General features: G+C 69.9%; 14 protein-coding genes and 1 riboswitch. Of the genes, 10 read left to right on the plus strand and 4 right to left on the minus strand.

The annotated features are described in order from the left end of the window. The first annotated feature begins 151 nt into the window (after positions 1-151). Genes GWK16_RS20070 through GWK16_RS20105 form a run of 8 tightly spaced genes read left to right on the plus strand, consistent with a single transcriptional unit; the run spans position 152 to position 9,464 of the window. On the plus strand, positions 152-1,354 hold the full coding sequence (locus GWK16_RS20070; RefSeq protein WP_170055739.1) for an MFS transporter: 1,203 nt from the start codon (positions 152-154) through the stop codon (positions 1,352-1,354). A 14-nt stretch (positions 1,355-1,368) separates the two neighbouring features. Beyond that, a complete protein-coding gene (locus GWK16_RS20075; RefSeq protein WP_170055740.1) occupies positions 1,369-2,241 on the plus strand; it encodes an MBL fold metallo-hydrolase in 873 nt (290 codons plus the stop codon). Positions 2,242-2,283: 42 nt separating this feature from the next. Beyond that, a complete protein-coding gene (locus GWK16_RS20080) occupies positions 2,284-4,425 on the plus strand; it encodes an acetate--CoA ligase family protein (RefSeq protein ID WP_170055741.1) in 2,142 nt (713 codons plus the stop codon). Continuing rightward, positions 4,422-5,384 carry a Bug family tripartite tricarboxylate transporter substrate binding protein gene (locus GWK16_RS20085; RefSeq protein ID WP_170055742.1) on the plus strand — a complete coding sequence of 321 codons (963 nt, stop codon included), beginning with the start codon at positions 4,422-4,424 and terminating at the stop codon, positions 5,382-5,384. The genes GWK16_RS20080 and GWK16_RS20085 overlap by 4 nt, the downstream gene beginning before the upstream one ends. Position 5,385: 1 nt before the next feature. Further along, positions 5,386-6,126, plus strand: a complete 741-nt coding sequence (locus GWK16_RS20090; RefSeq protein ID WP_170055743.1) for an enoyl-CoA hydratase-related protein — start codon at positions 5,386-5,388, stop codon at positions 6,124-6,126. 3 nt (positions 6,127-6,129) lie between these two features. Further along, a complete protein-coding gene (locus GWK16_RS20095; protein WP_170055744.1) occupies positions 6,130-7,248 on the plus strand; it encodes a CaiB/BaiF CoA transferase family protein in 1,119 nt (372 codons plus the stop codon). A gap of 53 nt (positions 7,249-7,301) precedes the next feature. Continuing rightward, entirely contained in the window at positions 7,302-8,462 is a 1,161-nt protein-coding gene (locus GWK16_RS20100; protein WP_170055745.1) for an acyl-CoA dehydrogenase family protein, read from the plus strand. A gap of 36 nt (positions 8,463-8,498) precedes the next feature. Further along, entirely contained in the window at positions 8,499-9,464 is a 966-nt protein-coding gene (locus GWK16_RS20105) for a Bug family tripartite tricarboxylate transporter substrate binding protein (RefSeq protein WP_170055746.1), read from the plus strand. Here GWK16_RS20105 and GWK16_RS20110 read toward each other — a convergent pair. Further along, a complete protein-coding gene (locus GWK16_RS20110; protein WP_211187592.1) occupies positions 9,451-11,001 on the minus strand; it encodes an AMP-binding protein in 1,551 nt (516 codons plus the stop codon). The genes GWK16_RS20105 and GWK16_RS20110 overlap by 14 nt on opposite strands. Before the next feature lie 82 nt (positions 11,002-11,083). Here GWK16_RS20110 and GWK16_RS20115 point away from each other — a divergent pair, with 82 nt between their 5' ends. Both GWK16_RS20115 and GWK16_RS20120 read left to right on the plus strand, forming a co-directional pair. Continuing rightward, positions 11,084-11,791, plus strand: coding sequence for an NUDIX hydrolase (locus GWK16_RS20115; RefSeq protein ID WP_170055747.1), 708 nt, complete (start codon positions 11,084-11,086; stop codon positions 11,789-11,791). Positions 11,792-11,835: 44 nt separating this feature from the next. Further along, a complete protein-coding gene (locus GWK16_RS20120) occupies positions 11,836-13,044 on the plus strand; it encodes an LLM class flavin-dependent oxidoreductase (RefSeq protein WP_211187594.1) in 1,209 nt (402 codons plus the stop codon). A gap of 26 nt (positions 13,045-13,070) precedes the next feature. On the opposite strand, the gene GWK16_RS20125 is transcribed toward GWK16_RS20120, so the two are convergent. From GWK16_RS20125 to GWK16_RS20135, 3 genes are all read right to left on the minus strand, one after another. Then, positions 13,071-14,042: a tripartite tricarboxylate transporter substrate binding protein gene (locus tag GWK16_RS20125; RefSeq protein WP_170055748.1), complete on the minus strand. Its 972-nt coding sequence runs from the start codon at positions 14,040-14,042 to the stop codon at positions 13,071-13,073. Positions 14,043-14,112: 70 nt separating this feature from the next. Continuing rightward, the gene (locus tag GWK16_RS20130) at positions 14,113-15,264 is read right to left on the minus strand and encodes a thiolase C-terminal domain-containing protein (RefSeq protein WP_209442246.1); all 1,152 of its coding nucleotides are present in this window, start codon (positions 15,262-15,264) and stop codon (positions 14,113-14,115) included. Between the two features lie 4 nt (positions 15,265-15,268). After that, the gene (locus GWK16_RS20135) at positions 15,269-15,685 is read right to left on the minus strand and encodes a Zn-ribbon domain-containing OB-fold protein (protein ID WP_170055749.1); all 417 of its coding nucleotides are present in this window, start codon (positions 15,683-15,685) and stop codon (positions 15,269-15,271) included. Positions 15,686-15,794: 109 nt separating this feature from the next. Next, positions 15,795-15,904: riboswitch (TPP riboswitch) on the plus strand. Positions 15,905-15,946 lie beyond the last annotated feature (42 nt).

Raw genomic sequence — 15,946 nt, forward strand, 5'->3', positions numbered from 1 at the left:
GGTCATGACCGCATATTGCCGCGTTCTCCGGCTGCGCGCTTGCCCGAGATCAAGTGACGGCCGGGGGCTTCGCAGGCCGTCCCGCCTGCGCCTATCGTGACGGCGGGAGGGTCCCCGGCCGCGCCGGCGAAGGCCCGCGTGACGGGATGAGATGGCGGAACGATCGACCAGGCTGTTGCTGATCATCCTCGGGGCGATGTTCCTGCAGCAGACCTTCGCCACGCTCGGCCGCTCGCTGCCGCCCATCATTGCGCCCGCGATCCTCGATGATCTCGCGATCGATCCGGCATGGCTCGGCATCTATGTCGGTGCGGCGGCCTGCGCCGCCCTGCTGTTCCAGCTGGGCTGCGGGTCGTTCATCCTGCGGTATGGCGCGATGCGGATGAGCCAGGTGGCGCTCGTTCTGCTGGGCATCGGCATGGCCGTGGCGACGACGGGGCCGCTGGTGCTCTTCCTCGTCTCCGCGGTGATCGGCGGCGGCGCGGCGGCGATGTCCACGCCGGCCAGTTCCCACCTTCTGGGTCGCTATTCCCCGCCGCGGCAGGCGCCTCTGGTCTTTTCCATCAAGCAGACGGCGGTGCCGGCGGGACTGCTCATCGCCGGCATCCTCGGGCCCTGGCTGACCGGCCTGACGGGATGGCGCGGCACCCTGCTGATCGCCGGCGTGTCCTGCCTGGTCTTCGCCGTGATGCTCGAGCCGCTGCGGGCTGAATTCGATTCCGATCGCGTACCGGACCAGGCCTTCCGCCTGTCGGACTTCCACCGGACCATCGCGAGCGTCGTCGGCACGGGCGACCTTAGGCGTCTGGCCTTCGCCTGCTTCGCCTTCAACGGGTTGCAGACGGTCTTCACCTCCTATTTCGTCGTGGCATTGACCGAGCTCGGCCACGGGCTTGCCGCCGCCGGCTTCGTCTTCTCGGCGGCGATGGTCGTCGCGGTCCCGGGACGCATCTTCTGGGGCTGGCTGGGCAGTGGGCGCGTCGATCCGGCCGTCGTGATGTGCTGGCTCGCCCTCGGCATGGCGGGTGGGTCGGCCGCGATGGCGCTGCTCGGACCCCATTGGCCGCTGTTGCTGATCGGCCTGGTGGCGACGGTGCTGAGCGCGACCGTCATGTCCTGGCACGGCGTGCTGCTCGCCGAGGCTGCGCGCCTCGCAGCGCCTGGCCAACGTGGCGCGGCGACCGGGGGCGTGCTCTCCTTCGGGCAACTCGGCGGGCTGATCCTGCCGCTGGTCTATTCCGGCGTGCTGCTGGCGACGGGCAGCTATGGCCTGGGCTTCGCGGCCTGCGGCCTGCCGGCGCTGGTCGTCGGCATTGCCCTGCTGCGGGCGCCGCGCGACGCGGATTCACGATAGGAAGGAGAGGAACCATGGCGGACGGCTTCGCGCTCGGCGACGTGACCATCCAGCGCATCGTCGAGGGGGAAAGCCCTCTCTTCGATCCACTCACCTTCTTCCCGACCCTGACGAAGGACCTGCTGGACGAGAACCGCGCCTGGCTCGAGCCCTTCGCGCTCGACCCCGCCACCGGCAAGCTGATCCTCTGCATCCAGTCCTGGGTGGTGCGCACCAGGCATCACACGATCCTGGTCGACACCTGTGTCGGCAACGACAAGGACCGCCCGAACCATCCCTTCTGGAACCGGATGCGCAGCGACGCCTACATGCGCGGCCTCGCGGCGCTGGGCCTGACGGTGGACGACATCGACATCGTCATGTGCACGCACATGCATGTGGATCATGTCGGCTGGAACACCCGGCTGGAGAACGGGCGCTGGGTGCCGACCTTCCCCAGGGCGCGCTACGTCTTCTCGGCGCAGGAATTCGCGTACTGGAGCGGCGAGAACGCCAAGACGCCCGTGCTGCCCTTCGCCGATTCCGTCCTGCCCATCGTCGAGGCCGGGCGCGCTGAGATGGTGACGGACGATCACGTGCTGGCCGACGACATCCGGCTCGAGCCCACGCCCGGGCATACGCCGCACCATGTCGCGCTCCGCGTCGGCAAGGGCGACACCGAGGCGCTGTTCACCGGCGACCTGATCCATTCCCCGCTGCAGGCACGCTATCCCCAGATCTCGATGCGCGCGGACTGGGATCCGGTGCTGGCCGCCAAGACCCGTCGCCGCGTGCTGGAAGCCTGCTGCGAGGCACGCACGCTGATGTGCTTCGCGCATTTCCCCTCGCCGTCACGGGCGCATGTCGTGCGCTGGGGCGAAGGCTTCCGCGCCGAACCGGTGGGCTGACGCGCCCGCCATCCTGTCCTAGCCTTCCCCCGGACCCCGCATATGGAGACGGGCGTGGAGGAAGCGGAAGCCAGCCGGCCCTTGCCGATCGCGCGCATCGTCGCGCCGCGGTCGGTTGCGGTCGTCGGCGCCTCGGACGATGTCGGCAAGTTCGGCGGCCGCGTCATCCACTATCTGCTCAAGCACGGTTTCCCGGGCCTGATCCTGCCGATCAACCCGAACCGCGCGACGATCCGCGGGCTGCCGGCCTATCCGCGTGTCTCCGCCGCCCCGGCGCCGCCGGATGTCGCCATCCTCGCCGTGCCGGCCGCCTCGCTCGAGGCGCAGATCGCCGATTGCGCCGCGGCCGGCGTCGGCGCCTGCATCGTCATCACGGGCAAGTTGGCCGAGGCCGGGCCCGCGGGCGCCGCGCTGCAGGACCGCGTGCTTGCCATCGCGCGCGATGCGGGCATGCGCCTGGTCGGCCCGAACTGCCTCGGCATCTTCAACCCGGTCGACCGCGCCATGCTCTCCTCCAGTCTCGCGCTGGAGGAAGAAGGTTACGCGCCCGGCGGCATCGGCATGGTGAGCCAGTCCGGGGCGCTGATGGGCACGCTGCTGTCCTTCGGGCGGCATCACGGGGCGCGCTTCTCGCGCTGCGTCTCGGTGGGCAACCAGGCCGATCTGACGCTGGAGGATTTCCTCGCCTTCCTCGTCGACGACCCCGCGACGCGCGCGATCGGCCTCTACATCGAGGGGCTGAAGGACCCGCAGCGCTTCCGTGCGCTGCTGCAGGCCGCCCGCGCCGCTGGCAAGCCTGTCTTCATCGTCAAGGCCGGGCGCAGCGAGGCCGGCGCCCAGGCCGCGCGGTCGCACACCGCGAGCCTCGCCGGCGCCTTCCCCGCCTTCGCGGCGGTATGCCGCGACGCCGGCGCGGTGGTGATGGAGGATCCGCAGGCGATGGTGCTCGCCTGCGACGCCGCGATCCGCCTGCCGCCTTGGCCCGCGCCAGGGCTTGGCCTCGCGCCCATCGCGTCCTCCGGCGGCAGCACGGTGACATTCGCGGACATGATGCCGGGCGCGGGGCTGCGGCTCGCGCAGATGTCTGACGCCACGCGCGCCGTCCTGGCGCGCTGGATGCCAGAAACGCACGTCGCGCTGCCGGTCGATACGGGTTCTTTCCACGAAGGCACCAGCGGCGACGGCCTGTCCGATTGCATCCGCGCCTTCATGGCCGATCCGGATGTCGGGGCCGTGGTGGTGCCGATGACGACGCAGCCCGACATGGCCGGGCGCACGACGCTGTTCCCACCGCTGGCGCGGGAGGGTGGCAAGCCGCTGCTCTACCTGATGACGGCGGGGGCGGTGGGCGATGCGTCGCGCGATGTCATGCGCGCGGCGGATTTCCCCTTCTTCGACCGCATGTCGGATGCGCTCGCCGTGGCGCGGGCGCTCGACGTCGCCGCGGCGGGTCGCGCGGCGGGGGATGTCGCGGCTCGCCCTGAGGGTGCCGGCCCCCCACCGGCGCTGCCGCGTGGTTCGCTCACCGAAGGCGAGGCGAAGCGCCTGCTCGCCGCCTACGGCATGCCCGTCACGCGCGAAGCATCCGCCGCCACTGCCGACGAGGCCGTCGCCGCCGCGCGCCGCATCGGCTTCCCGGTGGTGCTGAAGGGCGTCAGCCGCGCGGTGGTGCACAAGAGCGACCTCGGCCTGGTGCGGCTGAACCTGCGCGACGAGGCCGCACTCCGCACCGCCTTTGCAGAGGTCACCGCCGCACTGGAACGCGCCGCGCCAGGTGCCTCGGAAGGCTGCGTGGTGCAGGAGATGGCACGCGGCGAAGCGGAGCTCTTCCTCGGCGCGACGCAGGATCCGCAGTTCGGCCCCATGGTGCTCGCCGGTGCGGGCGGCGTTCTGGTCGAATTCCTGCAGGACGTCACAATGGCGCCCGCGCCGCTCACGCTGTCCGAAGCGCGCGCGATGATCGAGGGCCTGCGCGTCGCCCCGCTGCTGCGCGGCCTGCGTGGCCGTCCGCCCGCCGACATCGACGCGGCGGCCGATGCGCTCATGCGCCTGTCCTGGCTCGCGGCCGATCTCGGGCCGCGGCTTGCCGAACTCGACGTCAATCCGCTGATCCTGCGCGCGGCAGGGCAGGGGACGATCGCGGTCGATGCCCGCGCGACGCTGACGGAGGAGGTGACGACATGACGGCAAGCCTCTCGCGCCGGGCACTCGGCGCTGCGGTGCTCGCGCCGGCAATCGCCCGCGCCCAAGGCGCCTGGCCGCAGCGGACCGTGACGCTTGTGGTCCCGTATCCGCCAGGCGGTAGCACCGACACGGTGGCGCGACCGCTGGCGCAGGAATGGGGGCGCGTGCTCGGCCAGCCGGTGGTGATCGAGAATCGCGGCGGCGCCGGCGGGTCGATCGGCGCGGACGGCGTCGCGCGTGCCCGGCCGGACGGCTACACGTTGCTGCTGTTCCCCACAGCGATCTTCACCATCAGCCCGCACATGATGCGGCTGCCCTACGACGTCGACCGCGACTTCGTGCCCATCGCGCGCGTCGCGGCCTCCGACGCGATGGTCGCGATGCATCCGTCCGTCCCGGTGCGCACGATGCGGGACTTCGTCGCCTATGCGAAGGCGCGGCCCGGCGAGATCCGCTTCGGATCCGCCGGCAACGGCACCATCACCCAGATGCAGTGCGAGGTCTTCGGCGAGGCTGCCGGCCTGCGGCTGGAGCACGTGCCCTATCGCGGCTCCGGCCCATCCTTCACCGACCTCCTCGCCGGGCGCGTGCAGATCATCTGCGATCCCGTCGCGCTGCCGGCACTCCGCGACGGGCGCCTGATCCCGCTCGCCACCTTCGGCGAGAACCGCCATCCGGAATTCCCCGACGTACCGACGCTGATGGAACTCGGCCTCGCGGAGCGCGGCGCCATGTCATGGTTCGGCATCGCCGCGCCGGCCGGCACGCCGCCCGAGATCGTGCGCCGCGTCGCGGCGACGCTCGAGGAGGCGCTGAAGCCCGAGCCCGTCGCGCGGGCCATGGCCGTGGGCGGGCTCTGGCCCGCCTTCGAGACCGGCGAGCCATTCGCCGACCGTATCCGGCGGGACCGGGAGATCTTCGGCGCGATCGTGCGCCGCACTGGAGCAGGGGTGAACTGACGTGGAACTGGTGACTGTCACGGATGAGGGTCCGATCCGCATCGTCGCGCTGAACAATCCGGCGAAGGGCAACGCCATCAGCAAGCCGATGGCCGAGCAGCTGCAGCGCGTGATGCAGGACTTCGAGCAGCGCGCCGACCTGCGCTGCGCCATCATCACCGCGACCGGCACGCGCGCCTTCACCTTCGGCGCCGATGTCGCGGATCCGCCCGAGCTTTGGCGCTGCATCCCGACCGTGGGCTATCGGCCGCTCAAGCCGGTGATCTGCGCCGTCGAGGGTTGGTGCGTCGGCGGCGGCATCGTGCTCGCCATGATGTGCGACCTGATGGTCTGCGGCGCCGGCGCCAAGTTCTATTACCCCGAAGCGAAGCTCGGCCTGACGGGGGGCATGATCGCGGGCCTCGTCAGCCGCATCCCGCACAAGATCGCGATGGAGATCGCGCTGCTCTGCCGCACGATCGACGCGCAGCGTGCGGAGCGCGTCGGCCTGGTGAACGAGGTCGTGCCGGAGGGCGAGGCGCTCGCGAAGGCGAAGGAATGGGCGGTGGAACTGTGCGGCATGGCGCCCATGGTGCTTGGCGAGATCAAGCGCATGGTCACCGAGGAGATCATCCCCCGCGGCCCGTCCGAGCAGATGGCGATCCATGGCCAGCGCATGGCCGCGATCCGCAACTCCGCGGACTTCGTGGAAGGCAAGGCCGCCTTCCGCGAGAAGCGCGCGCCGAAGTTCGAAGGCCGCTGAACCATGCCGGGCCCGCTCGCCGGACTGCGCGTCATCGAGATGGCCGGCATCGGGCCCGGCCCCTTCTGCTGCACGCTCCTCGCCGATCTCGGCGCGGAGGTGCTGCGCATCGACCGGCCGGAGGGTCCGCCGGGCCATCGCGGCGACGTCTTCTCCCGCAGCCGGCGCAGCCTCGCACTCGACCTGAAATCGCCCGCTTCGGTCGAGGCCGTGCTGCGCCTGGTCGAGCGCGCCGATGTGCTGGTGGAGGGCTTCCGCCCCGGCGTGATGGAACGCCTCGGTCTCGGCCCGGAGGCTTGCCATGCGCGCAATCCGCGCCTGGTCTACGGCCGCATGACGGGCTGGGGGCAGGACGGGCCGCTGGCGCAGGCCGCCGGCCACGACATCGACTACATCGCGCTGACCGGCGCGCTGTGGTCCATCGGCCGGGCGGGGCAGCGGCCGGTCCCGCCGCTCAACCTGATCGGCGATTTCGGCGGCGGCGGCATGCTGCTCGCCTTCGGCATCATGGCCGCGGTGTTCGAGGCGACGCGCAGCGGCCGGGGCCAGGTGGTCGATGCCGCCATGACCGACGGCTCAGCGACGCTGATGGGCTTCATCTACGGGCTGATGGCGCAGGGGCGCTGGCGCAATGCGCGGGAGGGCAATTTCCTCGACGGCGCCTGCCCCTACTACGACACCTACGAATGCGCGGACGGGAAGTTCGTCGCGGTCGGCGCGCTGGAGCCGCAGTTCTTCGCCCTGCTGCTCAAGGGCCTCGGCCTCGATCCCGCGCGCTACGCCGACCGCACGGATACGTCGCGCTGGCCCGCCATCCGCGCCGACTTCGCCGCGGTCTTCGCGCGCCATCCCCGTGACCATTGGGCGCAGGTCTTCGAAGGCACGGATGCCTGCGTCGCCCCGGTGCTTGACCTCGATGAAGCGCCGCGCCATCCGCACAATGTCGCGCGCGGCACCTTCGTCGAAGGTCCTGCCGGCATGCAGCCGGCGCCGAGCCCGCGCTTCTCCCGCACGCCGGCTCCGCCGCCGGGCCCCTCCGCGCTGCGCGGCGCGGATGGCGCGGCTGCACTGCGCGACTGGGGTTTCACGGCCGAGGAGATCGCGACCCTTCTGCCGGGCTGACATGGCCGCGCCGCGCGGGGTAGGCTCGCCGCAACACCAATGAGGAACCGTCCATGGACACGACCGCCCCGCCCGGTGGCGCGCCGCGCAGCGTCCTGACCGCCGACCACGAGATGTTCCGCACCCAGGTGCGGCGCTTCTTCGAACGCGAGATCGTGCCCTATCACCGCGACTGGGAACGCGCCGAGATCGTCCCGCGCGAGGTCTGGCGAAAGGCCGGCGCGGAAGGCCTGCTCTGCCCCATGCTCGCCGAGGAATACGGCGGCGCCGGTGCCGATTTCGGCTACTCCGCCGTGATCATCGAGGAGATCGGCCGCACCAACGCATCGGGCATCGGCTTCCCGCTGCATTCCGACATCGTGGTGCCCTATATCGAGGCGCTCGCGCAGCCGGAGAAGAAGCGCGAATGGCTGCCGCGCATGGCGAAGGGCGAGATGATCACCGCCATCGCCATGACCGAGCCCGGCATGGGGTCCGACCTCAAGGCGGTGCGCACCACGGCACGGCGCGACGGGTCCGACTGGGTCATCAACGGATCCAAGACCTTCATCAGCAACGGGCAGAACTGCGGCCTGGTGATCGTCGTCTGCAAGACCGATCCGGGCGCGGGCCGCAAGGGCATCAGCCTGATCTGCGTCGAGGAAGGAACCCCCGGCTTCACCAAGGGCCGCAACCTCGAGAAGATCGGCCTGCACGCCGCCGACACCTCCGAATTGTTCTTCGACGAGGTGCGCGTGCCGGCGGAGAACCTGCTCGGCGAGGAGAATGCGGGCTTCTCCTACCTCATCCGGAACCTGCCGCAGGAACGCCTGGTGATCGCCATCCGCGCCGCGGCGTCCATGGAAGCGATGCTGCAGAAGACCATCGACTACGCGAAGGACCGCAAGGTCTTCAACCAGACGGTCTTCGACTTCCAGCACAACCGCTTCAAGCTGGCGGAGCTCAAGGCCAACGCCACCATGTTCCGCGTCTTCGCCGACCATTGCCTGGCGCTGCACATGAATGGTGGCCTGTCGGTGGAGATGGCGGCGACGGCGAAGCTGCTCGGCACCGAGATGCAGAACCGTCTGTTGGACGATTGCCTGCAGATGCATGGCGGTTATGGCTACATGGCCGAATACGAGATCGGGCGCGCCTGGGCCGATGCGCGCGTCGGCCGCATCTATGGCGGCAGTTCGGAGATCATGAAGGAAATCATCGCGCGCACGCTGTAACGCGCGGGCGGGAACGACCGGGAGGAGAAGACAGGAATGACCATCACCCGCCGCGCCACGCTTGGCGCTGCGCTGGCCACGCCGTTCGTGCGCGGCGTCGGCGCCCAGGAACGCTTCCCGAACAAGCCGATCACCATCCAGATCGGCTTCCCGCCGGGCGGCGCGACCGACGTGCAGATGCGCGCCTTCGCGGATGCCGCGACGCGGCACATGGGCCAGACCGTGCTGATCGAGAACCGCCCCGGCGCGGGCAGCACCCTGCCGGCGGCCAACATCGCGCGTACCCGGCCGGATGGCTACGTCATCGGACAGATGACGCTGCCTGCGCTGCGCCTGCCGCACATGCAGCGCATGCCTTATGACGTCACGAAGGACTACACGCCGATCATCCACCTGACCGGCTATCTGTTCGCCGTCACCGTGCGTACCGAAAGCCCCTATCGGACCTGGGCCGACCTGGTCGCGGATGCCAGGCGTCGGCCGGGCGAGGTGCGCATCGGCAACACGGGCGCCAATGGCACGCCGCACCTGACCATGGTCGACCTCGCCGAGCGGGAGAAGGTCGAGGTCACGCATGTCCCCTTCCGCGGGGAAGGCGATCTCACCCCCGCGCTGCTGGGGGGGCATATCGAGGCGGGGGCCACGGGCTCGGGCGTCGGGCAGCTCGTCGACGAGGGCAAGCTGCGCTTCCTCAACGTGTGGTCGCGCGAACGCTCGCCACGCTGGCCGAACGTGCCGACGCTGCTGGAACTCGGCTACCAGGGGATGGTCGTCACCTCGCCCTACGGGCTGGTCGGCCCCGCGGGCATGCCGCCTGACATTGTCCGTACGCTGCACGACGGCTTCAAGGCGGCGCTGGACGACCCGACGCACATCGCCGCGCTCCGCCGGCTCGACATGCCGATGGAGTACCTCAACAGCGCCGACTACGGCCGCTTCATCGTCCAGACCTATGAGGAGGAACGCCAGCGCGTCGAGCGCCTCGGCCTCAGGTCGGGCTGAGGTAGCGTTCCTTGAGGATCCTGCGCAGCAGCTTGCCGGCTTCGCTGCGCGGGAGTTCCTCGGCGAATTCGTAGCTCCGCGGGCGCTTCGGGCCGGCGAGCTGCTCGCGGCACAGCGCCTCGAGTTCCGCCTGCAGCCCTATCGCGCGGCCGCGCGGCACGACCACGGCGTGGACCTGTTCCCCGAAATCGGGGTTGGGGATGCCGACGACGGCGACTTCCGCCACGCTTGGGTGCTTCGCGAGCGCGGCCTCGATCTCGGCCGGGTAGATGTTCACGCCCCCCGACAGGATCAGGTCTGCCCGCCGGTCCGACAGGAACAGCCACCCGTCCTCGTCGACCCGCCCGAGGTCGCCAAGAGAGGCCCAGCCCTTCGCGTTGTAGGCGGCTTCCGTCTTGTCCGGCGCGTTGTGGTAGGCGAAACGCGGCGCGCCTTCGAAGCAGATGCGCCCGACCTCGCCGGGTGGCAGTTCGTTACCGTCATCGTCGCAGATGTGCAGCTTCACGCCATTCACCGGCCGCCCCACCGTGCCCGGCCGCGCGAGCCAATCGTGAGGCGACACCACGGTCGTCCCGACGCTCTCGGAGCCCGCGTAGTATTCCCAGATGATCGGCCCCCACCACTCCATCATCCGCTGCTTCACGCCCACGGGGCAGGGTGCGGCGGCATGGATGGCGCAGCGATGGGAGGACAGGTCGAAGCGCCGGCGATCCTCCTCGGGCAGCGCGAGCAGGCGCACGAACATGGTCGGCACCCATTGGCTGTGGGTGACGCGATAGCGTTCGATCAGTTCCAGCGCGCCCAGCGGGTCGAACTTCGCCATCACCACGACGGTGCCGCCCTCGGCGATGGTGCGGCGGATGGAGAAGGTGTGCGGCGCGGCGTGATACAGCGGCGCCGGCGAGAGATAGACCGTGTCCGGACCGAAGCCGTAGAACGCCTTCCAGGTCATGTCCCATTCCGGCGCGGTGCGGTTCTCCCAAGCGACCATCGGGCGCTTGATGCCCTTGGGCAGGCCGGTGGTGCCGGAGGAATAGAGGAACTCCCGCCCGATCGGCCGTTCGGGCAGCCGGGCCGGTGCGGGGAAGACGGCCAGCGCCTCCTCATAGGACCGGTAACCCTCGACCCCGTCGCCGACGGCGAAACGCGGGACGTCCCCGGTCGCACCTTCCCGCACCAGCGACGTCGCGAGGTCGGCCAGCGCCGGCGAGACGAGGATCGCCTTCGCCTGCGCGTCGGTCAGCATGTAGGCCACTTCCTGCGGCCGCAGATGCACCGACAGCGGCGTGTAGTAGAGCCCCGCCCGCCGGCAGGCGAAGGCGAGCTCGAGGAATTCCGGCCGGTTGTCCATCAGCATGGCGATGCCGTCGCCGGGCTGCAGCCCCAGCGAGATCAGCCACTGCGCGGCGCGGTTGGACCGGGCGTCGAGGGCATCGAAGGTGATGCTCGTCCCGAGGTCCGGGAAATGCGCCGCGACCTTGTCCGGCGTCTCGCGGGCCCAACGCGCCAGCAGCACCATGCCGTTCCGTCCCCTCATTTTCCTGCAAGGCTGATGTGGCGCTGCCGTGGCGTCAACGTGCCTTGCGGAGGGGACCGGGGCGCGCTGCAATACGGGGGAAATGTCCAGCCCTGTCCCCGCCCGCCCTGCCTCAACCGTCCTGTTGCTGCGCGACGGCCGGCAGGGGCTCGAGGTCTTCATGGTGGTCCGCCACCACCAGATCGATTTCGCCTCCGGTGCGCTCGTCTTCCCCGGGGGGCGGGTCGAAGCCTCCGACCTGGTGCTCGCCGGCGGCGATGCCCACGGCGCCTTCCGCATCGCCGCCATCCGAGAGACCTGGGAGGAATGCGGGGTGCTGCTCGCCGCCCCCGGTGCCGCGCCGGCGGCGGAAGGGGCGTTCGCCGCCATGCTTGCGGCGCGCAGCCTGCGGCCCGACCTCGATGCGCTGGCGCATTTCGCCCACTGGATCACGCCGGTCGCGGTGCCCAAGCGCTTCGACACGCATTTCTTCCTCGCCGCCGCGCCCGCCGACCAGGACGCGGTGCATGATGGCGGGGAGGCAGTGGACAGCGTCTGGATCCGCCCGCGCGACGCCCTGGCCGAAGCCGAGGCCGGCACGAAGAAGATCGTCTTCCCCACGCGCATGAACCTCAACAAGCTGGCGCGCAGCAACTCGGTCGCCGAGGCCTTTGCCGCCGCGCGTGCGAGGCCGGTTGTGACCGTGCAGCCGATCCAGCGCGATGCGCCGGAGGGGCGCTACCTCCGCATCCCGATCGAGGCCGATTACGACGGGGCGGAATTCCTCGCCGGCGACCCGCCCTCCATGTGAGCGCGCGGCGGGCCTGAATGCAGACACGACACAGGGGAACATCCATGGCTCCGCGACGCATGCGCTTCGGCATCTTCCTCGCCCCCTTCCATCGCGTGGGCGACAATCCGACGCTCGCGATGGATCGCGACGGCGCGCTGATCCAGTGGCTTGATTCGCTGGGGTATGACGAGGCCTGGATCGGCGAGCACCATTCCGCCGGCTGGGAGCTCATCGCGAGCCCCGAGATCATGATCGCCTCGCTGGCCGAGAAGACGAAGCACATCACGCTGGCTTCGGGCGTGACGAGCCTGCCCTACCATCACCCGCTGCTGGTCGCGCAGCGCTTCGTGCAGCTCGACCACATGACGAAGGGCCGCGTCATCTTGGGCTGCGGCCCGGGCGCGCTGGTCTCCGATGCCTACATGATGGGCATCGACCCGGCGCACCAGCGGCGGCGGATGGATGAATCGCTGACCGCGATCATGAAGCTCCTCGCCTGCGAGGAGCCGGTCACCATGGCGACCGACTGGTTCACGCTGCGCGATGCGCGGCTGCACATGGCGCCCTGGTCCGAACCGCGATTTCCGGTGACCGTCGCCTCCTCGACGACGCCCTCTGGCGCGCTGGCCGCGGGCAAGCACGGCGTCGGCCTGCTCTCGCTCGGTGCGGGGCTGCATGGCGGGCCGAAGATGCTCGCCGAGCAGTGGCGCATGGCAGAGGCCGAGGCCGCGAAGCACGGCAAGACCATGGACCGCAAGAACTGGCGCCTGGTCGTCAACATGCACTGCGCCGAGGATGACGAGCGCGCCCTGCGCGAGGTGCGCCATGGCGAGGCGCTGGAGACGCTGACCTATTTCAGCGAAACCCTCGGCCGGCCGCCGATGCGATCGGAGGATCCGCTGCGCGATGGTCTCGCGCAGGGCTCGACGCTGGTGGGCTCGCCCGAGACCATCGCCAAGGGAATCGAGCGGCTGCTGTCCTTCACCGATGGCGGCACCGGCGGCATCCTGTTCCGCGCGCATGAATGGGCGGACCGCGAGGCGACCTGGCGGTCCTTCGAGCTGTTCGCGCGCTGGGTGATGCCGCGCTTCCAGGGTTCGCTGACGATGCCGCAGCAGTCGCGCGACTGGGTCAGCGCCAACCGCGAGACCATCCTCGCGCCGAACATCGCGGCGCTGAAGCAGGCCTTCAAGGATGCCGGGCAGGAAGCGCCGGAGTTCTCGCGCCTGCAACTCCACACCGGCAAGGTGGACATGCCGGCCGGCGAGTGAGGGGGAGGGCGTCACGCCCTCCCGACTCAGTTCATCCGCAGGTTCAGCCGGCGGATCATGGTGCCTTCCTCTTCCATGACCTGCCCGACATAGGATGTGTAGTCCGCGCTGTTCTTGTAGATCAGCGGCATGTCGTAGCGCGCCAGCACCTCGGCATGCGCGGGGTCGTACAGCGCGGCCTTGAAGGCATCGTGCAGCGCGCGGACCACGCCCGGATCCATCCCCTTCGGACCCGCGAGGCCGTAGGGCGAGGCCGAGACGATGTTGATGCCGACCTCGCGCAGCGTCGGCACGTTCGGGAACCGCGCGGCGCGGTTCTCACCCCAGGTCACCAGCAGGCGCAGCTGCCCGGCTTCGACCAACGGCGCCCAGCCGGTCGAATCAGCGTTCGCCTGCGTCTGGCCCGACAGCACCGCCTGGATGTTGTCCGCCCCGCCGCGGAAGGGCACGTGCAGCCATTCGATGCCGTTCTCGGCCGCGATGCGCTCCATGGTGATGTGCAGCGTGCTGCCCACGCCGGGCGAGCCATAGGCGATCTTGCCCGGATTGGCCTTCGCGTAGGCCATGAACTCCTGCCACGTCTGCCAGGGGCTGTCCGCCTTCACCACCACGCCGAACAGGTAGCCGGTCAGGTGGATGACGTAGGTGAAGTCCTTCATCGGGTCCCAGCCGGGCCGCGAGGTCATCATCGGCACGCGGAAGGCGGTGATCGGCATCTGGCCGACCAGGTAGCCGTCGCCGCGCTGCTCGGCCGCCATGATCTGCGCGGCCATGGTGCCGGACACACCACTGCGGTTCTCGATGATGACGGGCTGGCCGAGATGCCGCGTCGCGAGGTCCGCGAGCGATCGCAGCTGACCATCCGTCGAACCGCCCGGCGGCCAGGGCACGATCAGGCGGATCGGGCGATTGGGAAAGCCGGACTGCGCCAAAGCCGGCGCCGCGAGCAGCGTGCCCCCGGCCGCGAGCAAGGCACGACGCGACGTCGTGATGGTCATACGATGAATCCTCCCGCTGGATCATGTCGTGCCGGCCCCGCGGTCGTTGCCGCGGGGCCGGGGGCGCGGCTCAGGGCCGCTGGTTCGACATCACGATGGTGCCGGACGCGGAGAACATGCCGCCCACGCCGTGGCAGACGCTGATCTCGACATCCGGCACCTGCGCCGGCGCGATGCCGCGCACCTGGCGCACGCTCTCCTGCAGGGCGAACATGCCGTACATGCCGGTGTGCGTGTAGGACAGGCCGCCGCCATTGGTGTTGAGCGGCAGCTTGCCGCCAGGCCGGGTATTGCCTTCCCAGATGAAGTCCTTCGCCTCGCCGCGCTTGACGAAGCCGAGGTCCTCCAGCCCGTAGAGCGGCAGATGCGCGAAGGCGTCGTAGATCATCAGGTGATCCACGTCGGAATGCTTGATGCCGGCCATCTCCATCGCCGTCGGCCCCGCGACGCGGAACGCCCGGGACGACGTGAAGTCCTGCATCTGGCTGACCATCGTCGTCTCGACGGATTCACCGCTGCCGAGGATGTAGACCGGCTTCTGCGGGAAATCCTTCGCCCGGTCGGCCGAGGTGAGGATCAGCGCGCCGCCGCCATCGGTCACCAGGCAGCACTGCAGCAGCCGGAACGGATAGGCGATCATCTTGCTGTTCAACACGTCGGCGATCGTGATCGGATCGCGGAAGGCCGCGCGCGGGTTCTTCCCCGCCCATTCGCGCTGCACGACGGCGACCTGCGCCAGATGCTCATGCGTGGTGCCCGTCGCCTTCATGTAGCGCAGCACCGGGATGGGGAAGAGCGTCGGCGGGCCCATCGGGCCGAAGGGCGCCTCGAACTGCCCGTTCAGGCTCTGCGGCTCCGGCGGGCGCGGCGTCGCGTTGATGCGCGACTTGCCGCTCTCGCCATGGGTGATGAGGATCGTCTTGGCATAGCCCGCATGGATGGCCGCCGCGGCGTGCCGGACGTGCAGCATGAAGGAACAGCCGCCGACGCCGGTTCCGTCGACCCATTTCGGCGTGATGCCGAGGTAGTGGGCGATCTGCTGCGGCATCATCGGGCCGACACAGGCCACGCCGTCGATGTCGGACGGCTTCAGCCCCGCATCGGCCATCGCGTTCAGCGCCGCATCGGCGTGCAGCATGATCTGCGCCATCTCGGGCACGGCGCCGATGCGCGTGGATTCGGCCGCGCCGACGATGGCGATCTCGCCTGGCTTGATCGTCATGGCGTCAGGCTCCCTTCGCGGGACGGAAGAGGGCGAGGGTGATGTCGTCGTCCATCGGCGTGAAGGCGACCTCGAGCGGCATGTCGAGCACCAGCGCCTCGGGCGTCTGCGGGCAGTCGATGATGTTGGTCATCATGCGCGGCCCTTCCTCGAGCTCCACGACCGCGATCGCGTAGGGCGGCTTGAAGCCCGGCACGGGACGGTGGTGGATGACGTAGGAATGCAGTGTCGCGCGGCCCGAGGCCTCGAATACTTCCACGTTGCGCGTGCCGGTGTAGGGGCTGAAGGGACGGGGCGGGAAATAGGCCTTGCCCGTGTCGCCGCAGCGCTGCAGCAGCAGCTTTCCGTTCTTGGTCCCTTCCCAGAAATGCTTCGTTTCGGGCGTGGGCTCCGGCCGCGGGCGGCCTGGTTCGAGAGCCATTTCGGCGCTTCCTCCTTACATGCGTGAAGCCATGTTCACCCGAGCCCGCCCGCGGGGAAAGGGGGGGATGGCAGGACGTTGACCGATCCCGGCACCAGGCACAGATTGGATGTGTTCCAAGGGGGGCCCCAGGCAGGGGCTGAGAGTCCGCTTACGTGCGGTGACCCTTTGAACCTGATCCGGGTCATGCCGGCGTAGGGACAGGAACATACGGAACCGGGTGCCCCGGTTCCGTCCCGCGCTTCGTAGGAGCCCGGATCT

The organism is Neoroseomonas marina, assembly GCF_012927745.1.
GTDB lineage: Bacteria > Pseudomonadota > Alphaproteobacteria > Acetobacterales > Acetobacteraceae > Neoroseomonas > Neoroseomonas marina.

Coding starts and splice junctions, on each gene's coding strand:
- GWK16_RS20115 (WP_170055747.1), top strand. CDS start 11,084: ATGTCCAGCCCTGTCCCCGCCCGCCCTGCCTCAACCGTCCTGTTGCTG.
- GWK16_RS20075 (WP_170055740.1), top strand. CDS start 1,369: ATGGCGGACGGCTTCGCGCTCGGCGACGTGACCATCCAGCGCATCGTC.
- GWK16_RS20100 (WP_170055745.1), top strand. CDS start 7,302: ATGGACACGACCGCCCCGCCCGGTGGCGCGCCGCGCAGCGTCCTGACC.
- GWK16_RS20110 (WP_211187592.1), bottom strand. CDS start 11,001: ATGAGGGGACGGAACGGCATGGTGCTGCTGGCGCGTTGGGCCCGCGAG.
- GWK16_RS20120 (WP_211187594.1), top strand. CDS start 11,836: ATGGCTCCGCGACGCATGCGCTTCGGCATCTTCCTCGCCCCCTTCCAT.
- GWK16_RS20080 (WP_170055741.1), top strand. CDS start 2,284: ATGGAGACGGGCGTGGAGGAAGCGGAAGCCAGCCGGCCCTTGCCGATC.
- GWK16_RS20105 (WP_170055746.1), top strand. CDS start 8,499: ATGACCATCACCCGCCGCGCCACGCTTGGCGCTGCGCTGGCCACGCCG.
- GWK16_RS20085 (WP_170055742.1), top strand. CDS start 4,422: ATGACGGCAAGCCTCTCGCGCCGGGCACTCGGCGCTGCGGTGCTCGCG.
- GWK16_RS20070 (WP_170055739.1), top strand. CDS start 152: ATGGCGGAACGATCGACCAGGCTGTTGCTGATCATCCTCGGGGCGATG.
- GWK16_RS20125 (WP_170055748.1), bottom strand. CDS start 14,042: ATGACCATCACGACGTCGCGTCGTGCCTTGCTCGCGGCCGGGGGCACG.
- GWK16_RS20095 (WP_170055744.1), top strand. CDS start 6,130: ATGCCGGGCCCGCTCGCCGGACTGCGCGTCATCGAGATGGCCGGCATC.
- GWK16_RS20135 (WP_170055749.1), bottom strand. CDS start 15,685: ATGGCTCTCGAACCAGGCCGCCCGCGGCCGGAGCCCACGCCCGAAACG.
- GWK16_RS20130 (WP_209442246.1), bottom strand. CDS start 15,264: ATGACGATCAAGCCAGGCGAGATCGCCATCGTCGGCGCGGCCGAATCC.